The sequence below is a fragment of the Bartonella sp. CL70QHWL genome (assembly GCF_042194855.1).
Classification (GTDB): Bacteria; Pseudomonadota; Alphaproteobacteria; order Rhizobiales; family Rhizobiaceae; genus Bartonella.
On the sequence record NZ_JBHINJ010000003.1, the window covers coordinates 86,939 to 105,458 of the forward strand.

Annotated in this window: 17 protein-coding genes and 3 pseudogenes; 9 read left to right on the forward strand and 11 right to left on the reverse strand. The window is 37.8% G+C overall.

Annotation, left to right across the window (positions count from 1 at the left end; all coding sequences use genetic code 11):
- Positions 1-361 precede the first annotated feature (361 nt).
- On the reverse strand, positions 362-2,152 hold the full coding sequence (locus tag ACFIJZ_RS02320) for an ABC transporter transmembrane domain-containing protein (protein ID WP_375630922.1): 1,791 nt from the start codon (positions 2,150-2,152) through the stop codon (positions 362-364).
- Between the two features lie 186 nt (positions 2,153-2,338).
- Between ACFIJZ_RS02320 and rpmE the strand changes: the two genes are divergently transcribed.
- The 5 genes and pseudogenes from rpmE to ACFIJZ_RS02345 all read left to right on the forward strand — a co-directional run bounded on the left by rpmE (position 2,339) and on the right by ACFIJZ_RS02345 (position 5,743).
- Positions 2,339-2,560, forward strand: coding sequence for a 50S ribosomal protein L31 (gene rpmE / locus ACFIJZ_RS02325; RefSeq protein ID WP_005774581.1), 222 nt, complete (start codon positions 2,339-2,341; stop codon positions 2,558-2,560).
- Between the two features lie 246 nt (positions 2,561-2,806).
- Positions 2,807-2,985 (forward strand): annotated as a pseudogene (locus tag ACFIJZ_RS02330) (ABC transporter); the annotation flags it as partial.
- Positions 2,986-3,251: 266 nt separating this feature from the next.
- Positions 3,252-3,448 (forward strand): annotated as a pseudogene (locus tag ACFIJZ_RS02335) (ABC transporter); the annotation flags it as partial.
- A 980-nt stretch (positions 3,449-4,428) separates the two neighbouring features.
- Positions 4,429-4,596, forward strand: a complete 168-nt coding sequence (locus ACFIJZ_RS02340; protein ID WP_375630923.1) for a hypothetical protein — start codon at positions 4,429-4,431, stop codon at positions 4,594-4,596.
- Positions 4,556-5,743, forward strand: a complete 1,188-nt coding sequence (locus ACFIJZ_RS02345) for a hypothetical protein (RefSeq protein WP_375630924.1) — start codon at positions 4,556-4,558, stop codon at positions 5,741-5,743. Before ACFIJZ_RS02340 ends, ACFIJZ_RS02345 begins: the two co-directional genes overlap by 41 nt.
- 479 nt (positions 5,744-6,222) lie before the next feature.
- On the opposite strand, the pseudogene ACFIJZ_RS02350 reads toward ACFIJZ_RS02345, so the two are convergent.
- The 8 genes and pseudogenes from ACFIJZ_RS02350 to ACFIJZ_RS02385 form a co-directional block, all read right to left on the reverse strand.
- A pseudogene (locus ACFIJZ_RS02350) lies at positions 6,223-6,926 on the reverse strand (inositol monophosphatase family protein); the annotation flags it as partial.
- An 8-nt stretch (positions 6,927-6,934) separates the two neighbouring features.
- Positions 6,935-7,726 carry an inositol monophosphatase family protein gene (locus ACFIJZ_RS02355; RefSeq protein ID WP_273790481.1) on the reverse strand — a complete coding sequence of 264 codons (792 nt, stop codon included), beginning with the start codon at positions 7,724-7,726 and terminating at the stop codon, positions 6,935-6,937.
- An 11-nt stretch (positions 7,727-7,737) separates the two neighbouring features.
- Positions 7,738-8,313 carry an elongation factor P gene (gene efp / locus ACFIJZ_RS02360; protein ID WP_015856958.1) on the reverse strand — a complete coding sequence of 192 codons (576 nt, stop codon included), beginning with the start codon at positions 8,311-8,313 and terminating at the stop codon, positions 7,738-7,740.
- 478 nt (positions 8,314-8,791) lie between these two features.
- Positions 8,792-9,127 (reverse strand): helix-turn-helix domain-containing protein, encoded by a 336-nt coding sequence (locus ACFIJZ_RS02365; RefSeq protein WP_375630979.1) that lies wholly within the window; start codon positions 9,125-9,127, stop codon positions 8,792-8,794.
- A 352-nt stretch (positions 9,128-9,479) separates the two neighbouring features.
- Positions 9,480-9,878, reverse strand: coding sequence for a hypothetical protein (locus ACFIJZ_RS02370; RefSeq protein ID WP_375630925.1), 399 nt, complete (start codon positions 9,876-9,878; stop codon positions 9,480-9,482).
- Between the two features lie 630 nt (positions 9,879-10,508).
- Complete coding sequence (locus tag ACFIJZ_RS02375) at positions 10,509-10,877, reverse strand: helix-turn-helix domain-containing protein (protein ID WP_375630926.1); 369 nt, start codon at positions 10,875-10,877, stop codon at positions 10,509-10,511.
- Positions 10,878-11,483: 606 nt separating this feature from the next.
- Positions 11,484-12,527, reverse strand: coding sequence for a tetratricopeptide repeat protein (locus ACFIJZ_RS02380; RefSeq protein ID WP_375630927.1), 1,044 nt, complete (start codon positions 12,525-12,527; stop codon positions 11,484-11,486).
- 364 nt (positions 12,528-12,891) lie between these two features.
- A complete protein-coding gene (locus ACFIJZ_RS02385; RefSeq protein WP_375630928.1) occupies positions 12,892-13,257 on the reverse strand; it encodes a helix-turn-helix domain-containing protein in 366 nt (121 codons plus the stop codon).
- Between the two features lie 497 nt (positions 13,258-13,754).
- Here ACFIJZ_RS02385 and ACFIJZ_RS02390 point away from each other — a divergent pair, with 497 nt between their 5' ends.
- Both ACFIJZ_RS02390 and ACFIJZ_RS02395 read left to right on the forward strand, forming a co-directional pair.
- The gene (locus tag ACFIJZ_RS02390) at positions 13,755-13,943 is read left to right on the forward strand and encodes an antitoxin (RefSeq protein WP_375613201.1); all 189 of its coding nucleotides are present in this window, start codon (positions 13,755-13,757) and stop codon (positions 13,941-13,943) included.
- Positions 13,921-14,229, forward strand: a complete 309-nt coding sequence (locus ACFIJZ_RS02395) for a type II toxin-antitoxin system RelE/ParE family toxin (protein ID WP_273790474.1) — start codon at positions 13,921-13,923, stop codon at positions 14,227-14,229. Before ACFIJZ_RS02390 ends, ACFIJZ_RS02395 begins: the two co-directional genes overlap by 23 nt.
- A 272-nt stretch (positions 14,230-14,501) precedes the next feature.
- Here the strand turns inward: ACFIJZ_RS02395 and ACFIJZ_RS02400 are convergent, their stop codons facing one another.
- A complete protein-coding gene (locus tag ACFIJZ_RS02400) occupies positions 14,502-15,242 on the reverse strand; it encodes a TIR domain-containing protein (RefSeq protein WP_375630929.1) in 741 nt (246 codons plus the stop codon).
- Between the two features lie 311 nt (positions 15,243-15,553).
- Complete coding sequence (locus ACFIJZ_RS02405; RefSeq protein WP_375630930.1) at positions 15,554-16,216, reverse strand: thiamine phosphate synthase; 663 nt, start codon at positions 16,214-16,216, stop codon at positions 15,554-15,556.
- Between the two features lie 365 nt (positions 16,217-16,581).
- On the opposite strand from ACFIJZ_RS02405, the gene ACFIJZ_RS02410 reads away from it, so the two are divergent.
- Both ACFIJZ_RS02410 and ACFIJZ_RS02415 read left to right on the forward strand, forming a co-directional pair.
- The gene (locus ACFIJZ_RS02410) at positions 16,582-17,724 is read left to right on the forward strand and encodes an OpgC family protein (protein ID WP_375630931.1); all 1,143 of its coding nucleotides are present in this window, start codon (positions 16,582-16,584) and stop codon (positions 17,722-17,724) included.
- 179 nt (positions 17,725-17,903) lie between these two features.
- Positions 17,904-18,422, forward strand: coding sequence for a DUF1465 family protein (locus ACFIJZ_RS02415; protein WP_375630932.1), 519 nt, complete (start codon positions 17,904-17,906; stop codon positions 18,420-18,422).
- Positions 18,423-18,520: the final 98 nt, after the last annotated feature.

Genomic DNA, 18,520 nt, shown 5'->3' on the forward strand with positions numbered 1-18,520 from the left:
TGCAAGCCAAGAGATTTTGTTTGACTCACTATGAGGGTTTGACATGAGAAAATCCTATGGTATTCATGATCTTTCATGAAAAACAATGAATTATCCTTATAAATCAACGTGACAGTGCTGTTATGAAGAGAACTCCTTGCACATCTTAATAGCCCATAGAGATTAACTGGGTATTATTCTGTACACAGAAGTGTCTTTATAAAAATACTCCATCTTGCGCAGAAAAAAGAACAGCCCGTTAAAAAAGAAAAACATCTCAATGCTTGCTTTTCTTTTTTCTATGAGAGATTTAAATTGATAAGCCTGTCTGAAAAGAGTGCTGTTTATGCTCTTAAAGATACTGCTCTTGTATCAAGATCACTTACTCAGGCGAAAATTGGAGTTTTGCGAGGTAAGCATAAACGCCATTTTTTGCCACAAGTTCGGCATGGGTTCCTTCTTCCACAAGGGCGCCTTTATCCATCACAAGAATACGATCTGCTTTTAAAATTGTTGCCAAACGATGTGCAATGACCAATGTTGTTCGATTTTGCATCAATCCTTCTAAAGCGTCTTGCACCAACTTTTCACTGTTTGCATCTAAAGCAGATGTTGCTTCATCAAGTAGTAACAGGGGCGCATTTCTTAAAATTGCCCGTGCAATACCAATGCGTTGTTTTTGCCCCCCAGAAAGCATGGTACCACGTTCTCCTACTTGCGTATCCAAGCCATCTGGTAAAGCTTGAATAAATTCAAGTGCATTAGCCGCTTTAGCGGCAGCAAGGATTTCCTCTTCATGGGTAGTTTCAGTTCCAAAAATAATATTATCACGCAATGTTCCATCAAAAATGGCGACATCTTGTGGAACATAGGAAATTGCACTGCGTAAATCTTGTAAAGAAAGGCGATTAATTTCCATGCCATCCAACCGAATTGTTCCATTTGTCGGATCATAAAAACGAAGGATCAAAGAAAAAATGCTGCTTTTTCCTGCTCCAGAAGCCCCAACAAAAGCAACCGTTTCGCCTGCTTTTACAGAAAATGAAAGCGAGCGTAAAACCTTCTCTTGTGGTCTAGAAGGATAAGTAAAATCAACCTGATCAAAAACAAGTTCACCTCGAACAGGTTGCTCCAATGATAAAGGATTTTTAGGAGCTACAATAGTAGGTTGTTCTTGTAACAATTCGGCAAGCCGTTCAGCAGCGCCTGCTGCTTGGATTAATTCTGCTCCCAGTTCCGATAATTGCGCAAAAGTAGAAGCTCCAAAAACCGCATAAAGGACAAATTGCCCTAATGTTCCTCCTGTCATCGTTCCATTCAAAACATCACGCGATCCAATCCATAAAACAGCAACCACACTGCTAAAAACCAAAAAAATTGCAAACCCCGTAAAAAAGGAGCGCAAGATTACAGAAGCACGTGCTGTTTGAAAAGCACGTTCTATCAATTGTGAAAAACGTATTGTAACGAGTTTTTCAGCGGTAAAAGCTTGCACAGTGCGAATAGCGCTTACCTGCTCTGTAGCAACAGCATTGGCATCTGCAAGACGATCTTGCGCCGTGCGGGTACGAGAGCGAACTTTACGTCCAAAGACTACCAAGGGAATGGCCACAACAGGAATAGCCGCTAAAACCAACAAAGACAATTTAGCATTGGTGATCACCATCATCACGACGGCTCCGATCACGATAATCAGCTGACGTAAAGCGGTAGAGGCGGTAGAGCCCACAGCTAATTTTATTTGTGTGGTATCTGTTAGAAGCCTTGAAACAATCTCTCCTGAATGTGACCGATCAAAAAAAGCAGGAGAAAGTTTCATAATATGGACAAACACATCACGCCGTAAATCGGCAACAATCCGTTCTCCCAAGGTGATAACACAGTAATAACGGGCTGCTGAAGCAAATGCGAGAAACAAGGCTAAGATAAACAAAATTCCAAAGTAAAAATTGATATGTCCATGGCTTGAAGTAGAAAACCCATGATCAAACATTTGGCGGATAGCCACAGGCAAAGCTAATGTGACAAGAGCAGCAACAGATAACGCTAGAAAAGCAAAGATAAACAACCAACGATAGCGCAAAAGATAAGGAACAAAAATTGCAAGCGAAGAGAATGAAGATTTCTTAGGGGAAGGCTTTGTCGATTTTTCTGAACGAGAACGTAATGTCATAAAATTTTGCTCACTGTATTGGATTTGTAACACTTGATACAATGATGTATCTTGAACACTTGTTTTTTGATGCGTGCTCAGTTATAGGAATAAATACTTTAATCAATGTATCAAAAAGACAAAGGAAGTGCACTTAAAAAAACAAGCAAGTGCTATTTCATTCTATAAACGCAAAAGGTTTGACGCATGAAAGCGAATATTCACCCCAACTATCACAAAATTACCGTTGTTATGACGGATGGAACCCAATATACGACGCGCTCTACTTGGGGAAAAGAAGGCGATACTCTTAATCTAGATATTGATCCAAGAACGCATCCGGCATGGACAGGTGGCTCCCAAACGCTCGTAGATCGTGGTGGTCGTCTTTCTAAATTCAAAAATCGTTTTGGTAATATTGGCATGTAAAAGCCTCCTCTTTATGGGGTACAAGGGTTTTAAACAAAACGATTGCAAATGGATGGATTTTTTATCCTATCAAAGAGTGCACTTTAAATATTAATTCAAAAACGCATCCGACATAAACAGATGGGTCTATAAATCATTGTGGTTGCGTTTTTTAAATTCAAAAATCATTTTGAAATACACGCAAAAATCCTTTCTTCCCTAGAGTATAAAGACTTGAAATAAAATAATTGCAAACTTTTCTTCTTTTTTGGAACTGAACATACCCACGGAGAGGAAGTATTTTCCGCTTCTAAAGCTGCCAATGTATTTGAATTTATTCAAGCTTTACCAAACGTCTTTGATACGCAAGTAGAAGAACGTGGTACTATGCTTTCTGGGGGCAAAAACAACGCATCGGTATTGCACGGGCGATTTTAAGAAATGCAGCCCTCTTGTTGCAAGCCGGCACCATCATTGTATTTGCCAACTCGTGGATGTTGCTACAGCCCTTGGCACTTGAGATAATTTATTATAGGCATTTTAAGTCCTTTCTTAATAGTTTTTTTATTCACGCGGGCTCTCTCCGCTTGGTACGTGCAAAAGACATGGTTTTGATTGGTTCACCATGGAACAGGTTTGAAATGAGAGAATCTTACGGTATTCGGGATTCTCATTCAACATACAAAACAATGAATTATTATTATAAATCAAACTTTTACTGCTTGATGAAGCAACATTTTCTTTAGATGCAAACAGTGAAAAGTTAGTGCAAGATGCCTTAGAAGGATTGATGCAAATCATACAACCTTGGTCATTGCACATCGTTTGGCAACAGTTTTAAAAGCAGATCGTATTCTCGTGATGGATAAAGGCGCTTTTGTGGAAGAAGGAACACACAACTCATTATAAAAAAATAATGTTTATGCGCATTTGGCTAAACTGCAATTCTCATCTGAGTAAGTGATCTTGATACAAGAGCAGTATTTTTAAGGGCATAAACAGTACTCTTTTCAGACAGGCTTATCAATTTGAAACTCTCATGGAAAAAAGAAAGGCAAGCATTGAGATGTTTTTCTTTTTTAATAGGCTGTTCTTTTTTTTTTGCCTGAGATGAAGTATTTTTATAAAGACACTTCTGTGTACAGAATATAAAACGATATCCAGTTAAATCGCTATGGACTATTAAGATGAGCGAGGAGTTCTCTTTATAACAGTATCTTCACGTTGATTTATAATGATAACTCATTGTTTTTCATGAAAGATCTTACATGGAATTTCTCGTTTCAAATTTGATTATGTTGCATTAGTCAAAACCATGTCTCTTGCATATACCAAGCAGAGAGAGCTCGCGTGAAGTAAAAATACTTAAAGAAAGAATAAGTCTTCTTCATGAAGCGTCTCAAGTTTTAGGGGCTGTAGTAATATTGAGGGGATTAGGAAAGTGTATGATGATGTCGCTTTACTAAAAAAGAGCCGATAAATGAGTAGAAAGACGCTTTTTATCAATTTTATAAAACAAGGTGAGCACGCAGCCATGTTTTGCTGTGTTAGGCTTTTGAGTACTTTGAACCAATATTGTGGGAGTGCATTTTAAGAATTATAAAGCTCTTCTTAAAAGTGCATAAATCATTAGAGCAGTACAATTAAATACAAATTGTTTTATTTTACAAACAAAAATATCTATATTTTGTGTGTTGTTTTTATTAAAATATAATATGTAGTGATTTTCAAATCATATGTACACATAATGATACAATATCGAGAAATCGATAAAAGAGCTGCGTTAAATATTGGTGGGAATAAAAGAGAGCAAGAATGGAAGAAGACATAAAATTGGCAATAGCTTTCATAATAGCTACAATTAAGGTCATTTGGAAATGGGGGAAAAAATGTGGGAGCGGAAGATTCGGCGTTATGATTTTGTGCATCATATGGATGGGGAAGTCGTGGTATTTGGGATACTCAGTGGATTTTTTGTTCGGTTTGGCAATGATAGTGTGTTGTGGGGGAAGCTTAATGCTTGCATTGGCAATTTATCAGAACAAGCATTTAACTAAACAACTTGAGCAAAAAGAGCAAGAGTGCGCTGGATATCAAGATATTATTGCTCAAGGGGAACAAAGGCTTGTTAAAAAAACTCAAAAAATATCGCAGGAATGGTTGAAACAATGGGATGAGGGAGTAAGGCTATGGGAAAGAGACGTACTGGGGATAAAAAATCCTAGGGAAGATATGAAATTCAGTGGAGATCGGCTTCCATTTGTAAAGGATATTTGTGTTCGAGGGGAGCACGAAGTGCGTTTATTGTACAAACAAGCACTCGAAAAAAAACTTACTTATGAACATTACAAAAAAATATGTAGTCTCTTGGATACCTCGTATTTTAGGAAATTTTTTGTAAAAGCAGTGCGATTAATGAGAAAGAATGGAATAACTCTGCAAAAGTTTGTAGATCCTCTTACGAACAAAAAACGGAGTCAACCTACGATGTTATTACTTCATTGGTGGTTATATGTTCTTGATGATATGATTACAGCTGAATGCAAACAGCACCAAAAGGAAAACAACTCTACAGGGGAGGATAAAAAGAAAAAATTTACAGATACTTTGTGGGACAACATATCTATAAGTACAGAACACGAAGAGATAGAGGAAATGCTAAAGCTTTCGGAATCTTGGTCTGGTGAGTGTATTTTATTATTATATTGTAAAAAGAAAGTGTTGTTGTTGTTGTGTGATTTTTCCAGTGATTATAAGGCGGCAAGAGAAACTTTCATTTACTATAAGAAGCTTATTAAAACAGTGAAAAAAGGCTATGTTGCCTTTGATAATGGTTGCCATTCTGTCACAGTTAGAGATGTAATCAATACTTGTAAAGAGAATGACACAAATAGAGCAAAAAATCTTTCCATAGCTGAGGGGAATCCAACATTTGAAGAAGCTTACAAATTAGGAGCCAGAGAATGGATAAAAGCAGCAAATGAGACATGTGATAACCGATTGATCTTTTGGGAGAAGTTTGTTGAGGAAAAAAAATTAAAAGAAAAATTAAAAATTATCTTCGGTAATGAGAAGATAAAGGCGCTGAAAGAGGCTGTTGAAAAAGATAAAGAGCAGCTTGCAAGTGAAATGCAGAAAGCAATTTTGGAAAACAAAGATTTTCATTATTATAAATGTCGGCGGCATTTGATAAACTATTTGTAAAACGGTTGAATAAAGGGGTAGAGAACAGCCCACTGAATCAGTGGTTTTTCTGAAATTTCTGCTATTATGTAGTGGTGGAAAAGAGTGAAAACTCTTAAACATATGCGGCAGCTTTTATGAGAGAGGAGATTTTCGATCAATGGATAGCGCACTGTAAAGAGCATATATTGAGGAGTAAATAGACTGTGTTCTTGCTTTGGGGACGATAATTGCTTCTTGTGGCGTTTTGTTATGATGGGATTTGTGTTTATTGCCTTTTTCAGTTTGTTTGCAGGGGGATTGAGAAAAACATCAGCTTTAATAACATTGGCTAAGCTATAATTGCATCTTTAGGGGGGATGGGGGCTTGATGATTGGTGATGGTGTTTCATTCATCATTTTCTATTGTGTCTGTAAAGAAAGTTGAAAATCCTTTCTCTACATTGCTTTTTTCGGATTTTATAAAATTCTAAGGAGGGGGACTGATTTTAAGGGGCTTTTTAAAAGACTATAAAGTTTAAGCCTTTTTTGAGGGTTTTTTCTAATTTTAGGCGAATGTGTTCATTGCCGGCAATGATATTTTTTTTGCGAAATATATCGCTACCGCTTTCTTTATCGGTGACAAAACCACCTGCTTCACGAACCATCAGTATTCCAGCAGCCATATCCCAAATTTGCAGGTTATCTCCCCAAAAACCATCGGTTTTTTCTGCGGCGACATAAGCTAAATTCGAGAGCAGCAGCACCAAAACGGCGAAGTTTGGCAACTTCCATCATTATATTGCGTAATTCAATAAGATAGGTTCCATGATTTGGACGACCAAAATGAGGCATTTCCCGTGGCAATGACACAATCTTCTAGTCTACGCCGTGCAGAAACGCGACAGTGTCGGTCATTGAAAAAAGCACTACATCCGCGTTCTGCGGTGAAGAGTTCATCATTCACGGGATTGTAAATGACACCAGCAACGATTTTTCCTTGGCTTTCTAAGGCAATGGAAACAGCAAAAAAGGGAATGCCATGGAGAAAATTTGTGGTGCCATCTCAAAGGGTCAACAATAAAACGGTGTTGTGAATCTTCGCCAATGATTTCTTCTGACTCTTCCATCAGAAAACCAAATTTGAGGCGCGCTTTGCTTAATTCATTGAAAATAATTTTTCCGCTTTGCGATCTGCTTGGCTGACGTAATCTGCTAGATCTTTTCTGAGGTTTAAATGCCTTTTTTGAGGGTTTTTTCTAATTTTAGGCGAATGTGTTCATTGCCGGCAATGATATTTTTTTTGCGGAATATATCGCTACCGCCTTCTTTATCGGTGACAAAACCACCTGCTTCACGAACCATCAGTATTCCAGCAGCCATATCCCAAATTTGCAGGTTATCTTCCCAAAAGCCATCGGTTCTTCCAGCAGCAACATAAGCTAAATCAAGCGCAGCAGCACCAAAACGGCGAAGTCCGGCAACCTCTGCCATCACATTACGTAATTCAATAAGATAGGCTCCATGATTTGGGCGACCAAAATGAGGCATGCCTGTGGCAATGACACAATCTTCTAGTCTGCGCCGTGCAGAAACGCGACAGCGTCGGTCATTGAAAAAAGCACCACACCCGCGTTCTGCGGTGAAGAGTTCATCATTCACGGGATTGTAAATGACACCACCAACGATTTTCCCTTGGCTTTCTAAGGCAATGGAAACAGCAAAAAAAGGAATGCCATGGAGAAAATTTGTGGTGCCATCTAAAGGGTCAACAATAAAACGGTGTTGTGAATCTTCTCCAATGATTTCTTCTGACTCTTCCATCAGAAAACCAAATTTGGGGCGCGCTTTGCTTAATTCATTGAAAATAATTTTTTCCGCTTTGCGATCTGCTTGGCTGACATAATCTGCTGGTCCTTTCAAAGACACTTGCAAATTTTGCACTTCACCGTAATCACGTACCAACGAGCGTCCTGCTTTCATTGCAGCTTGCACCATGACATTCATGACTGCAGAATGGGCCATTTTTTATTCCTTTATTTATCTTTTTCATTTGCACGACGCAAATAAATCAACTCATTGGTGTCTACAATGATACGTTCACCAGCATTCATAAAGGGGGGAACAAGAATACGAATCCCGTTTTCAAGAATGGCGGGTTTATAAGAGGAGGTAACCGTTTGTCCTTTGATGGCAGGATCGGCTTCCGCAATCGTGACAGCAACTTGATCAGGAAGTGAGATGCCAATAGGCTTTTCTTGATAAAGTTCAACTGTGACAGTCATCCCATCTTGGAGAAACGCAGCACGTTCACCAACAAAATCCTTTTGAAGTTCAAGTTGTTCATAAGATTCTGAATCCATAAAGACCAAAGCATCCCCTTGTTGATAAAGAAATGTGAAATCCTTTTGTTCAAGGCGCACGCGTTCAACGGTCTCAGCAGCGCGAAATCGTTCATTAAGTTTTGTACCATCAATCAAATTTTTCATTTCAACTTGGTTAAATGCACCACCTTTTCCTGGTTTTACAGCGTTGCATTTAACAGCAACCCATAAACTTCCTTGATGTTCGATCACATTACCAGGGCGAATTTCATTGCCATTAATTTTCATCGTTTCTATCCAATTCTATTCTTGCAAAAAGAACTCTCTTGTTGTCTTTATGGCGCTTTTCTTTGCTGCCTTTAACAGTCAAGCTCTTTTGTTATTTTCGGGCTAAAATCCCTTTGATTAACCTTGCGGCTCTCTCATGGTCCTGTGTGCTCTTTATGGGCTTTCTCCTGCTTTTTGCAAAGAGAAAAGCTTAAGTAAAAAACGACCTTTATGTATTTTTGCTTTTCAGTTCTTTGCAAGACCATAAAAAGCGCTCAGACGCAAGCTTTTTAAAAATTTGCACAAAAATTTTTTAGAATTTTTGGGGAAATTTATCCCGTTGTGTCGTAAAATATCATCATTGATGGCAATGATATAATTGATGGTAATGATATAAGTTCCCTAAAACCATGAGGTGTTTTTAATTAAGAATATGTGAATACGGAGTTTATTATGAGTGTCTCATGGGATAGAGCGTGGTGTGTGTTATCGTATGATGTTAGCTTTCATTTTGATCAGAGAGTAATTGTAAAAAGGCTTTCTGTTTTATCGAGATTAGGACTCTAAATTTTTTGAGAAGCAGGTATTTTTCTGTACTTGATGCGATTTCATCATGATGATATGGGGGCTGTTGTTTTGTTAAGATATCAGCATAGAAAAAGGAAAGTAGAACATTTAAGATATCGGCCATTTCTTTTAAACGCCCTGCGCTGACACGATTTAATCCGTTTTCATATTTCTGGATTTGTTGGAAAGTGGCACCTAAAGCGTGTCCTAAAGTTGTTTGAGACATTTTTAGCATTTTTCGTCTCAAACGAATTTTTTGCCAATGAATTTGCCACTGAAAATGTCGTTATAAGGATTTTACCAAGACCCTAGAAAATGCTACACGGGATATAGAAAACTCTTCAGCTGCTTCAATCACAGATAGTCCAAGTTTTGCATTTACATCTTCGCGTAACAATTCACTAGGGTGTGGGGCATTTTCATTATTTTTAGTATTCTTCTTTTCTTAAATCTTAAAGCTATAATTTACACTATTTTGTATTGTCACAATCTATAATAAAATTTATCCACTCTGGCTAAAAATGAGGTTTTTTATTGAGGTGCAAATCTCTTTGCCTTTCGCAAGAGCTTTTAAGTCTTTACGTGTAAAATATAGAGAATGTTTACATTAAATAGCGGGTTCATTTGGGCTGAGTACTTATATGAGCACGTGGTTCTCCGTTCACATTATACTGAAGAAGAGACACTATAACTCTACTATTTAATTGTATTCTATAACTCAAATTCACACCCATGTTTTGCTGCTTTTGAGGTTGATCTGTATAGATCACATTATATCCATTCCGTCGCAACAGATTGATAAATAAAGGAGTAAAGCTGTCTGCTGTATTATTTTTCTTTATAAGAAGTGTGGTTGTAGCTGGTGGTAGAGATCTCTTGATATCGCTAATAAATTTGTTAGCGACTAATTGTGCCTGACGCTTTGTAAGACTTTGATCAACATAATTTGATGAATAATTGCCTACAGATGCGCAACCAGCCACCAACACAACCGGTGACAGCAATAAATATTTTAACATCTTTAATTCCCCTTACTTATTGTTGCTCTTTATTTGCGAAGCTCCTCTTCCAGAAATAAGAGCAACTTTACTTATAGCACATTAACAACATATCGGTATCTAATCAATCGGTTAATTAATCAATGAATAATGGTTTCAGCTGTAAAGGCTGTTTGAAGTGCTTCTGGTGGCGTATATTTTAATAAACAGCTGCTTTTAGTGATTATGATAAAAAAGCAATTTTTTGCGTTTGCATGTTAAGATCATGTCCTCTATCACCATTATAAAATGATGTGTTAAGTGTTATTCCAGATTGATCAAAAAAATTTTCAAGCATTGCTTTTTGAGGGATGTCTTTTTTTAAATACGTATGAATGCTTATCCTGTTTGCTGTAAAATACTATCGTTTGAGGTGTGGTGCTATAAGGTATCAAATTTTGCACATGTGATGTTTTTATGAGAGTGTGTGGTGAATATTTGAGGGAGCTTGTCCGGATAATCTTGTGAAATGAACCACATAAAATGGGAAGCTAAAAGAGTTCTGTTCTGAGAAGACGGATTGTTTCCCAACTGGATAGGGAAGGGGCTTCTGTCCTTTGAGGGGTGGGAGGCAAGTCAAGAATAGAGAGTGTAGCGCCCTATATTATGATGTTAAAAGCTTTCATTTTGATCAGAGAGTAATTGTAAAATGGCTCTTTGTTTTATCGAGGTTAGAACTCTAAATCTTTTGAGCAGCAGGTATTCTTCTGTACTTGATGCGATTTCATCATGAAGGTATGGGGGCTGTTGTTTTGCTGAGGTGTCCGCATAGAAAAAAACAAGTGGAACATTTAAGATATCGGCAATTTCTTTTAAACGCCCTGCGCTGACACGATTTAAGCCGTTTTCATATTTCTGGATTTGTTGGAAAGTAACACCTAAATGTTGACCTAATGTTTTTTGAGACATTTTTAGCATTTTTCGTCTCAAACGAATTTTTTTGCCAATGAAAATGTCATTATCAAGATTTTTGGCTCGCATTTTAAAGCCCCCGCCGGTTGCGAGCGCCCTCGCGTTGGTATTCCGGGAGTCTAAAAACACTGAACTCAAATCAGCATTTTGCTTTTAGTGCTGAAAGCACTTGGACATAGCAAAATCTCCCGGAATCCCGGGATACCCGCAAAGCGGGGTCAATTCATGTTTGAGTTTTCGGGTTTTTAGATCCCTATTGGTCGTTGCGTATGCGACCAAGACACTTTTCAAGTCATAAAGTAATTTTAGGAAATTTACAATAAAAAATAGCTTTTTTATAAGAGACGGCGTGTTTTTCGTCCAAGCAAAAAGAATGAAAAAATAGAGCTTGCGGAATTTTCAGGATAGCCTAGCTCTTTTGCTTATTGGGTATTGTTTGCTTAAGCAAATGATACCAGTGCGTTTTCTTTACCAATGAAAATGTCGTTATCAAGATTTTTGGCTCGCATTTTAAAGCCCCCTCCGGTTGCGAGCGTCCTCGCATTGGTATTCCGGGAGCTTGAAAATACTGAACTCAAATCAGCCTTTTTGCTTTTAGTGCTTAAAGCACCTGGACAGAGCAAAATCTCCCGGAATTTCTATAAATTTTATCTTTTTGATGCAGAGAGGAGTATTTTAAAAAACAGGAAGGAGCTTTATTGCTTCTTTGTGCGCTTTTTCTAGTTGTGCCTTATCCATGCCTTGGAGCATTATTTCAAGATCAGGAGCTTGCATTTTTGCCTCCTTTGCGAGCATATACCATGCCGCTGCCATTATTATATCGCCTTTTGTTCCTGTGCCATCTCGATAAAGCCTTGCAAGGGAAATCTGTGCTGGTGCTACCATGTTGATCGCATTTCTTTGAAGTAAATGAAAAGCACGCTGAAAATCTGTTTCTCCTCCACGCCCCTGTACAAGCCATTGTGCTAAATGAAGTTGAGCTTTTAAGTGATTGTTTTGAGCCGCTACCTCCATGAGCTTGCGGGCATTGCGATCATCTTTTGGTCGCTTTAACGTGCCTAAGGAAAGAATTTTTGCAGCAGAAAAAGCAGCATCAGCATCGCCAAGAGCAGCACCTTTTAAGTACCATTTTAAGGCTTGCTCTATTGCTTCATTTTCACGACTTTGGGAAGAAACACCAGGGAGAGCTTGTTTTTCCTGTGAGGCTTTATAAAGAAGCAGTTGTCCATAATAAAAATAGGCTTCCTTGACGCCTGCTTTGACAGCTTTTTGAATGAATTGCTCACCAAGTCCTTGATTTTGTTTTATAAAGTTACCATCAAACAACATAAGTCCATAGCGTAGTTGTGCTTGGGGTTCCCCCTGTTTTGCAGCGCGTTCAAACCATAAAGCAGCACGCGCACCGTCAATAGGAACAGCACATCCTTCCATATAAATTCGGGCAAGAAGAGTTTGTGCAAAAGGATCATTTTTTTCAGCACGTCGGAGTGCTTCACGAAAAGCTTTTAAATAATAACCTTGGATGTAATAGTCATAGGCTTGGTCATAGTCTCCAGCTTTTAAGGGCTGAAAGGGTTCTTGAGTGTTTGAAGCTTCTTGAATCGTATTGAAAGAGCTTTCAGAATTTGAGATTTCTTCAGTGTTTCCCGCTGAAATTACAGCAGAACTTGCAAGCCCAATCACGCCTAAGATAAGCAGCTTCACGCTTCTCTTGATCATGGTGTTTTCTCCTCATTACCGATCAGAATTTTCACATTTTTTTTTCATCATTACAAGCCGTATAAGAATTTCATTTCTATATTACTTTTTATCTCTCAGTTTTTCGTCTTGGTTCAAGGTAGGGTTGGGTAAGTTAAAAAAGTAGCATAAATGTCGACGAGAGACAGACTGTTTAAAACAGTTCTGTTAAAAATAATACAGTCCTGTTAAAAATAATAATGATGAGGGGTTATCGTATGTAAAGATGCTTATCTTCTATTATATCAATGGCTTATCCCCATAAAATGAAAAAATGCTTACAATGGAGGTTGCTTTTTAAAATACGTATGAATGCTTATGAATAGCGCACGCTATCCGTGTGATGTTAGCTTGCATTCTCATCAGAGATCAGCTGTAAAAAGGCTTTCTTTTTTACCGTTGTTAGAACTCTAAATCTTTTGAGCAGCAGGTATTCCTCTGTGCTTGATGCGATTTCATCATGATGATATGGGGGCTGTTGTTTTGTAATGATATCGGCATAAAAAAAGGCAATGGGAACATTCAAAATATCAGAAATTTCCATTAAACGCCCTGCGCTGACACGATTTAAGCCTTTTTCATATTTTTGAATTTGTTGGAAAGTGACACCTAAAGCGTGTCCTAAAGTTGTTTGAGACATTTTTAGCATTTTTCGTCTCAAACGAATTTTTTTGCCAATAAAAAGATCAATATTAAGATTTTGAGATTGCATTTTTCCCCGCCGGTTGCGAGCGCCCTCGCATGAGTATTCCGGGAGCTTGAAAGTACTGAAATCTAATCAGCTTTTTTTGCTTTTAGTGCTTAAAGCACCTGGACATAGCAAAAACTCCCGGAATTCCGGGATACCCACAAAGTGGGGTAAATTCATGTTTAGATTTTCGGGCTTTCAAGACCCTCTTGGTCGTTGCGTATGCGACCAAAACATCTTTTAATTCATAAAGTAATTTTAGGAAATTTACAATAAAAATAGTTTTTTACTTACAAAATTTGTTTTTTTATGAGAGGCTATCCGCTTCTTAAATCTCTCTGGAATGATTGTCAAAATCATGACATTAGCCTTCGTGTTTTTTGAGAGGGTTAAAAAGCCTTAAGTTTTAAGATCAAAAGAACTTTGGACGCTTAAAAGTTAAACATTTTCAATTCGCTAATATTGACAACATAGACAAGAGTAATTATCTCCAATATTCAGGAATAGAAAGGACATATATTATGAAGCCCACCCTTTCTCCGCTAATTTCAGAGTTCGAAACCGTTGAACAGGAAAGCAGCTACACTGCATGGCTGCGCGATAAGGTAGCGAGCAGTCTTGCAAATCCATATCCTCCTATTCCGCATGATGAGGTTATGGCTGAAATGGAAGTTATAATCAGTCAGCTTGAAGCTGAACAGGACAAGTGATGCTTCCGGTTGTTTGGTTGTCTTCGGCGCGCGACAATTTGCGTCAGATGTTACCTATATTGCTCGCGAAAATCCATCTGCTGCGCGCCGAATGAAAAGGTTTTTGGAAGCATCCGTACTGCCATTGGCTGAACATCCATATTTATACAGACAGAGTGAGAAGGTATTAGGATTACGAGAAATTGTAGCGCATCCAAATTACCTTATATTGTATCGAGTAGCTGCACATCAAATCGAAATTGTAGCTGTAGTACATGCCCGACGTGAATTTCCTATTTTTCTTTAATCTAATGAGAGGCTGCCTCTTAAACCTTTCTGGAACAATTACCAAAATCATGACATCAGCCCCGCGTTTATCAAAGAGACTAAAATGATTTCTTCCACGGTAGTGAATTCACGCGCGGTCTCTTCATTAAAATTTGCACAATCGCTTGCTGTTTGAAGAAGGGGGGGGTGATCGTTTCTCTGTGCTATAGGATGTGTGTCTGTGGAATGTGGTGGGGTGGCATGTGGTTTTGGGCGTGCGCTTTAAAAAATAAACATAAGCATTATTCAAATTTAACGTGATGCTGTAGCAAATTTTTTTGCATCTAAATTGTAGCCGGCTTCACATAGTCGATCAATAAGATCCGGAAGTGTTTCTTTTACGTGTTCTTTAAAAGGAATGTATTTAAGCCCACCAAAATCTGAAGGGAGTTCAAGGTCTTGTTTTTTTAGAATAGCGACATTTTTGCGAGAAAGTGCAGCGGTTAACATGCCCATTTCAAAAATAACGTTTTGTCGTGCACGAAATTGTTCTTTTTTTTCCTTGTCAGATCTAGCATAGCCTATATCATCGGGAGTAAATAGCACAATACCAAATCCTATAGAATCGTTACAAGCTTCTTTTTCCAAAATTTCAATGAGGGTTAAACCATTACCACCAGTATTTTTTAAGATGTATGGTTCGAGATCAAGCCTGCGAAGAATAAGTTCAAGTTGCTCTAGAGCAATATGGTCATGGCCATGAACGATAAAGATTTTTTTATTTGAGGGATTGGGGGCAGTTTTTGAGGAAGGAATCGTTGATGTTTCTTCTAGATGCTTTGCTAAATCTTCTATTAACTTTTGTTTTATGTTTTCTTTGCCTTGAACTTGAAGTTTTCCTGTGCTTTCATACCAATTAATAACGCCTCCTTCGGAGGTTTTGATCTGATATCCTTTAGAAGAATTAAGTGATAGAGACTTAGTTTCTATGATTTTATATCCAGCTGTTTTAACTATATCTTTAAGGTCTTCGAAGGTGCCACTATATTTCACTGTTTATATTCTTTCAATATCGCTGGTTATTAATATAAAATGTTGATTTATTTTTATAACTATTTGAATTTAAATAGCTTTATGATTTCATTTTCTTATACAATGCACAAAAAGAGACGGTCACCTTCCATTCAATTGATTGAAACGTGGGAAAACTTGACTAAATGATGGGAAATTTTACTGCGTGATGAAGCGATCTGATTGAATTGTGAATGAACGAAACGAATTTTTCTCCTATTTGTATATGCCGTTATGTGCTCTATATAAGAAGCACGAAGGTTAACACTTTATTTATAAATTCTCCTCCTATATTACAAGGGGGTGTTTTCACATTTTTCTTGCATTGTTTTAAGCAGTATTAAGGGGTTGTCGTTCCCAAAAATCACTTCTTCTACAGCAATGAATTCACATCCAGTCTTTAAGACTTCATCAAAGGTTGAAAAATCGCTTCCTGCTTGGATAATGGCGGGGGTTTGCATAATTTCTGCCCACCATGTTGCTAACTGGAGATTGCGGGGGTGCGCTTGGGGTTTTTTATCAGCACCGAGTTTTCCAAAGAACAGGTAATCAACACCTGTTTCCGCTGCAAGCATAGCACTATGGCGATTGCGTAAATTGCCAAAGCCTATGATTTTTTGTTCCTTTTGCTGATTTTTGAAGCTTTCAAGAGCGTTAAGATCATCTTCTATGTGCAATCCATCAGCCTTTATGCGCCCAGCAATGCGGCTGTCATCAGCGATGAGAAGGGCTGCGTCATGATGTTGAATATCTTCTGCGTAAGTTTGCGCTTGTTGTTGTAAAAAAGAGCCATCATCTTTCAACTTTTCAGAATCATAGAGGATAACGCATGCAAAAGACTTTGTTTGCAAAATTTGCTGCAAAAATGTGTGTGGGGTGTTGCGCCGAACATCAAGTGTTAAAATCAACTGAGGGAAAAGAGGTGGATCAATTGGTTTATTTTTTTGTTGTGTCATGTCAAATCCCTATTTCTTAGAAAAAATAATGCTTAAAAATTAAAGTTTCATTCTATTATGCTTATTTGTGATAAAAGTGACCACCATTTTCACGTAATTTAAAGGATTTGTGGGTGTGTGGGAGCCTGCTTATGAGAAATAAAAGTGTTTTTAAGCATAATATGTTGCTTTTTTGTTGTGATACACGTATGGACGCTTTTCGTTCTTTTGCCTTTAAAAAACTTTTGCCTTTTAAAAAATAAACGCTTAAAATGAAACTTGACACTTAAAAATTAAAATTTCATCCTGTTCATGCTTGTTGGCAATAAGGGTAAGCACCATTTTTATGGGACTTCAAGGGGGGTGTGACGTGTGGGAGTCCACTGATGAAATACCAAGGTATTCTTGAGCATAATACTCAACCTTTTCGCCGTGATACACGTATTGATGTTTTTCGTTCTTTAGCCTTATTGACGATTTTCATCAACCATATTCCCAGAACGATCTATGAGTCTTTTACTCATAGAAATTTCGGTTTTTCTGATTGTGCAGAAGTGTTTGTTTTGCTTTCAGGGATTGCTCTTGGGTTAAGCTTTCATGGACGGTTACAGCAAAAATCCTTTGCTTTTATTATCCGAAAACTTTGGTACAGAGCTCTGCAGCTCTATGGTGCATATCTTTTTACTACTTTTGTCACGTTAAGTCTTTTTTTTGCTGCCTTTTTATTATGGAAAACAGAAAAACTTTTATCGATGAACAATGTGGGACTCTTTTTTAAAGAGCCTGGTATCGCATTTTTGAGTACCTTAAGCTTTGGGCATCAATTGGGATATAATAATATTCTTCCTCTTTATATCGTTTTGATGTTTTTTGCGCCTTTTATCCTTTATTTGAGTTGTAAGCAGACAAAATGGCTGCTTTTGGGCTCCTTTACACTGTATCTTATCTGCGGATTTTATAAAATTGCTCCTCCTTCTTATCCTTTAAAGGGAAAGTGGTTTTTAAATCCTTTGTCTTGGCAATTCTTATTTGTCATAGGATTGACCAGTACTTTAGCGCTTAAACAAGGAAAAAAAATCGCTTTTCAGTCTTTTTGGATTGTTTGTGCGGCAGCGTATCTCTTGTTGGCGCTGTTATGGGTTCGCTTAAACTGGTGGGGCATTTTGGGGTGGCTTGGCTGGTCTTCCCCCTTGTTGAACTTTAATAAAACCTTTTTAAGCTTGCCACGTTTACTCCATGTTCTTGCATTAGCCTTTCTCATTCTTTCTTTGCCGTGCATCAATAAATGGTTTTATGTCTCTCAGAAACATCCTTTAGCAATTTTAGGAAAACATAGTTTACCGGTCTTTGTAACGGGAACCATTTTTGCGATGTTTGGACAAATTATAAAAACAGTGATGACAGAAACGTTTTTTTCCGATACCCTCTTAATAATAACGGGTATTGCTTTGCAATTTGGAGTCGCTTATTATTGTGAAAAACGGCAATCTTGGCAGTGGTCATTTTCAAGGAAAATGATCCGTTTATAAAAAACATTCCTATAGTGTTTGTTGGGCACGTTAACCTTAGTATAAAAAGTGCGTTGCGCAAAAAAATTAAAAGAGGTAGCAGTTTTAAAAAAAGCGTTCTATACAGCAACAAAAGAAACTTTTTAATACTCTGTTCGTTGAGTGGTATAATTTTGTGCTGATACTTGGAGTATAAAAGCGTGAGTGTACATAAACGTCCATATGATGAACCTATTATCATGATTGAGCATAATGCTTTTGAAAATGCTTTTAATCGTCTCTATGAAGAAACAATGGCGCTGATTGAAAAAACCGCAGCGTATATTGACTCAGAAGGGAAATTAGTAGCACGCTCTCTTTCGGCAGAGGTTTCTGCAATCTATGCAAAAGAGGCTATGTATTTAAGTACACGACTTATGCAAATCGCTTCTCAACTCCTTCTTCTTCGCGCAGAGCGTGAAGGGGAAATGTCATCAGAACAAATAAAAAAAGAAATTGTAAAAGTGTCACTTCATACACCGACATTGGAACTTGAAACCCCGCATTGGCATGAATTGCCAGAAGTTTTTCGCCAATTTGTTTCTCATTCATTGCGTTTAGAAGCGCGGATAACCTATATGCGTGCTGGGTGGGAAACTGCGGCCTCCTGTGCTCTAGAAGATGATAATCCAGTGGGAAAACAAATCGAATTGCTCAAAACAGCCTTTGGGCGTTCTTAGAGGTACTCCCTTGCTTTGTGCGAAGGGGAAATGTCATCAGAACAAATAAAAAAAGAAATTGTAAAAGTGTCACTTCATACACCGACATTGGAACTTGA

Excerpts from the sequence above, each read along its gene's own strand:
- rpmE (WP_005774581.1), top strand. The coding sequence starts at position 2,339 with ATGAAAGCGAATATTCACCCCAACTATCACAAAATTACCGTTGTTATG.
- ACFIJZ_RS02380 (WP_375630927.1), bottom strand. The coding sequence starts at position 12,527 with ATGATCAAGAGAAGCGTGAAGCTGCTTATCTTAGGCGTGATTGGGCTT.
- ACFIJZ_RS02320 (WP_375630922.1), bottom strand. The coding sequence starts at position 2,152 with ATGACATTACGTTCTCGTTCAGAAAAATCGACAAAGCCTTCCCCTAAG.
- ACFIJZ_RS02410 (WP_375630931.1), top strand. The coding sequence starts at position 16,582 with ATGAAATACCAAGGTATTCTTGAGCATAATACTCAACCTTTTCGCCGT.
- ACFIJZ_RS02370 (WP_375630925.1), bottom strand. The coding sequence starts at position 9,878 with ATGTTAAAATATTTATTGCTGTCACCGGTTGTGTTGGTGGCTGGTTGC.
- ACFIJZ_RS02375 (WP_375630926.1), bottom strand. The coding sequence starts at position 10,877 with ATGCGAGCCAAAAATCTTGATAATGACATTTTCATTGGCAAAAAAATT.
- ACFIJZ_RS02405 (WP_375630930.1), bottom strand. The coding sequence starts at position 16,216 with ATGACACAACAAAAAAATAAACCAATTGATCCACCTCTTTTCCCTCAG.
- ACFIJZ_RS02385 (WP_375630928.1), bottom strand. The coding sequence starts at position 13,257 with ATGCAATCTCAAAATCTTAATATTGATCTTTTTATTGGCAAAAAAATT.
- efp (WP_015856958.1), bottom strand. The coding sequence starts at position 8,313 with ATGAAAATTAATGGCAATGAAATTCGCCCTGGTAATGTGATCGAACAT.
- ACFIJZ_RS02390 (WP_375613201.1), top strand. The coding sequence starts at position 13,755 with ATGAAGCCCACCCTTTCTCCGCTAATTTCAGAGTTCGAAACCGTTGAA.
- ACFIJZ_RS02340 (WP_375630923.1), top strand. The coding sequence starts at position 4,429 with ATGTGGGAGCGGAAGATTCGGCGTTATGATTTTGTGCATCATATGGAT.
- ACFIJZ_RS02355 (WP_273790481.1), bottom strand. The coding sequence starts at position 7,726 with ATGGCCCATTCTGCAGTCATGAATGTCATGGTGCAAGCTGCAATGAAA.
- ACFIJZ_RS02345 (WP_375630924.1), top strand. The coding sequence starts at position 4,556 with ATGCTTGCATTGGCAATTTATCAGAACAAGCATTTAACTAAACAACTT.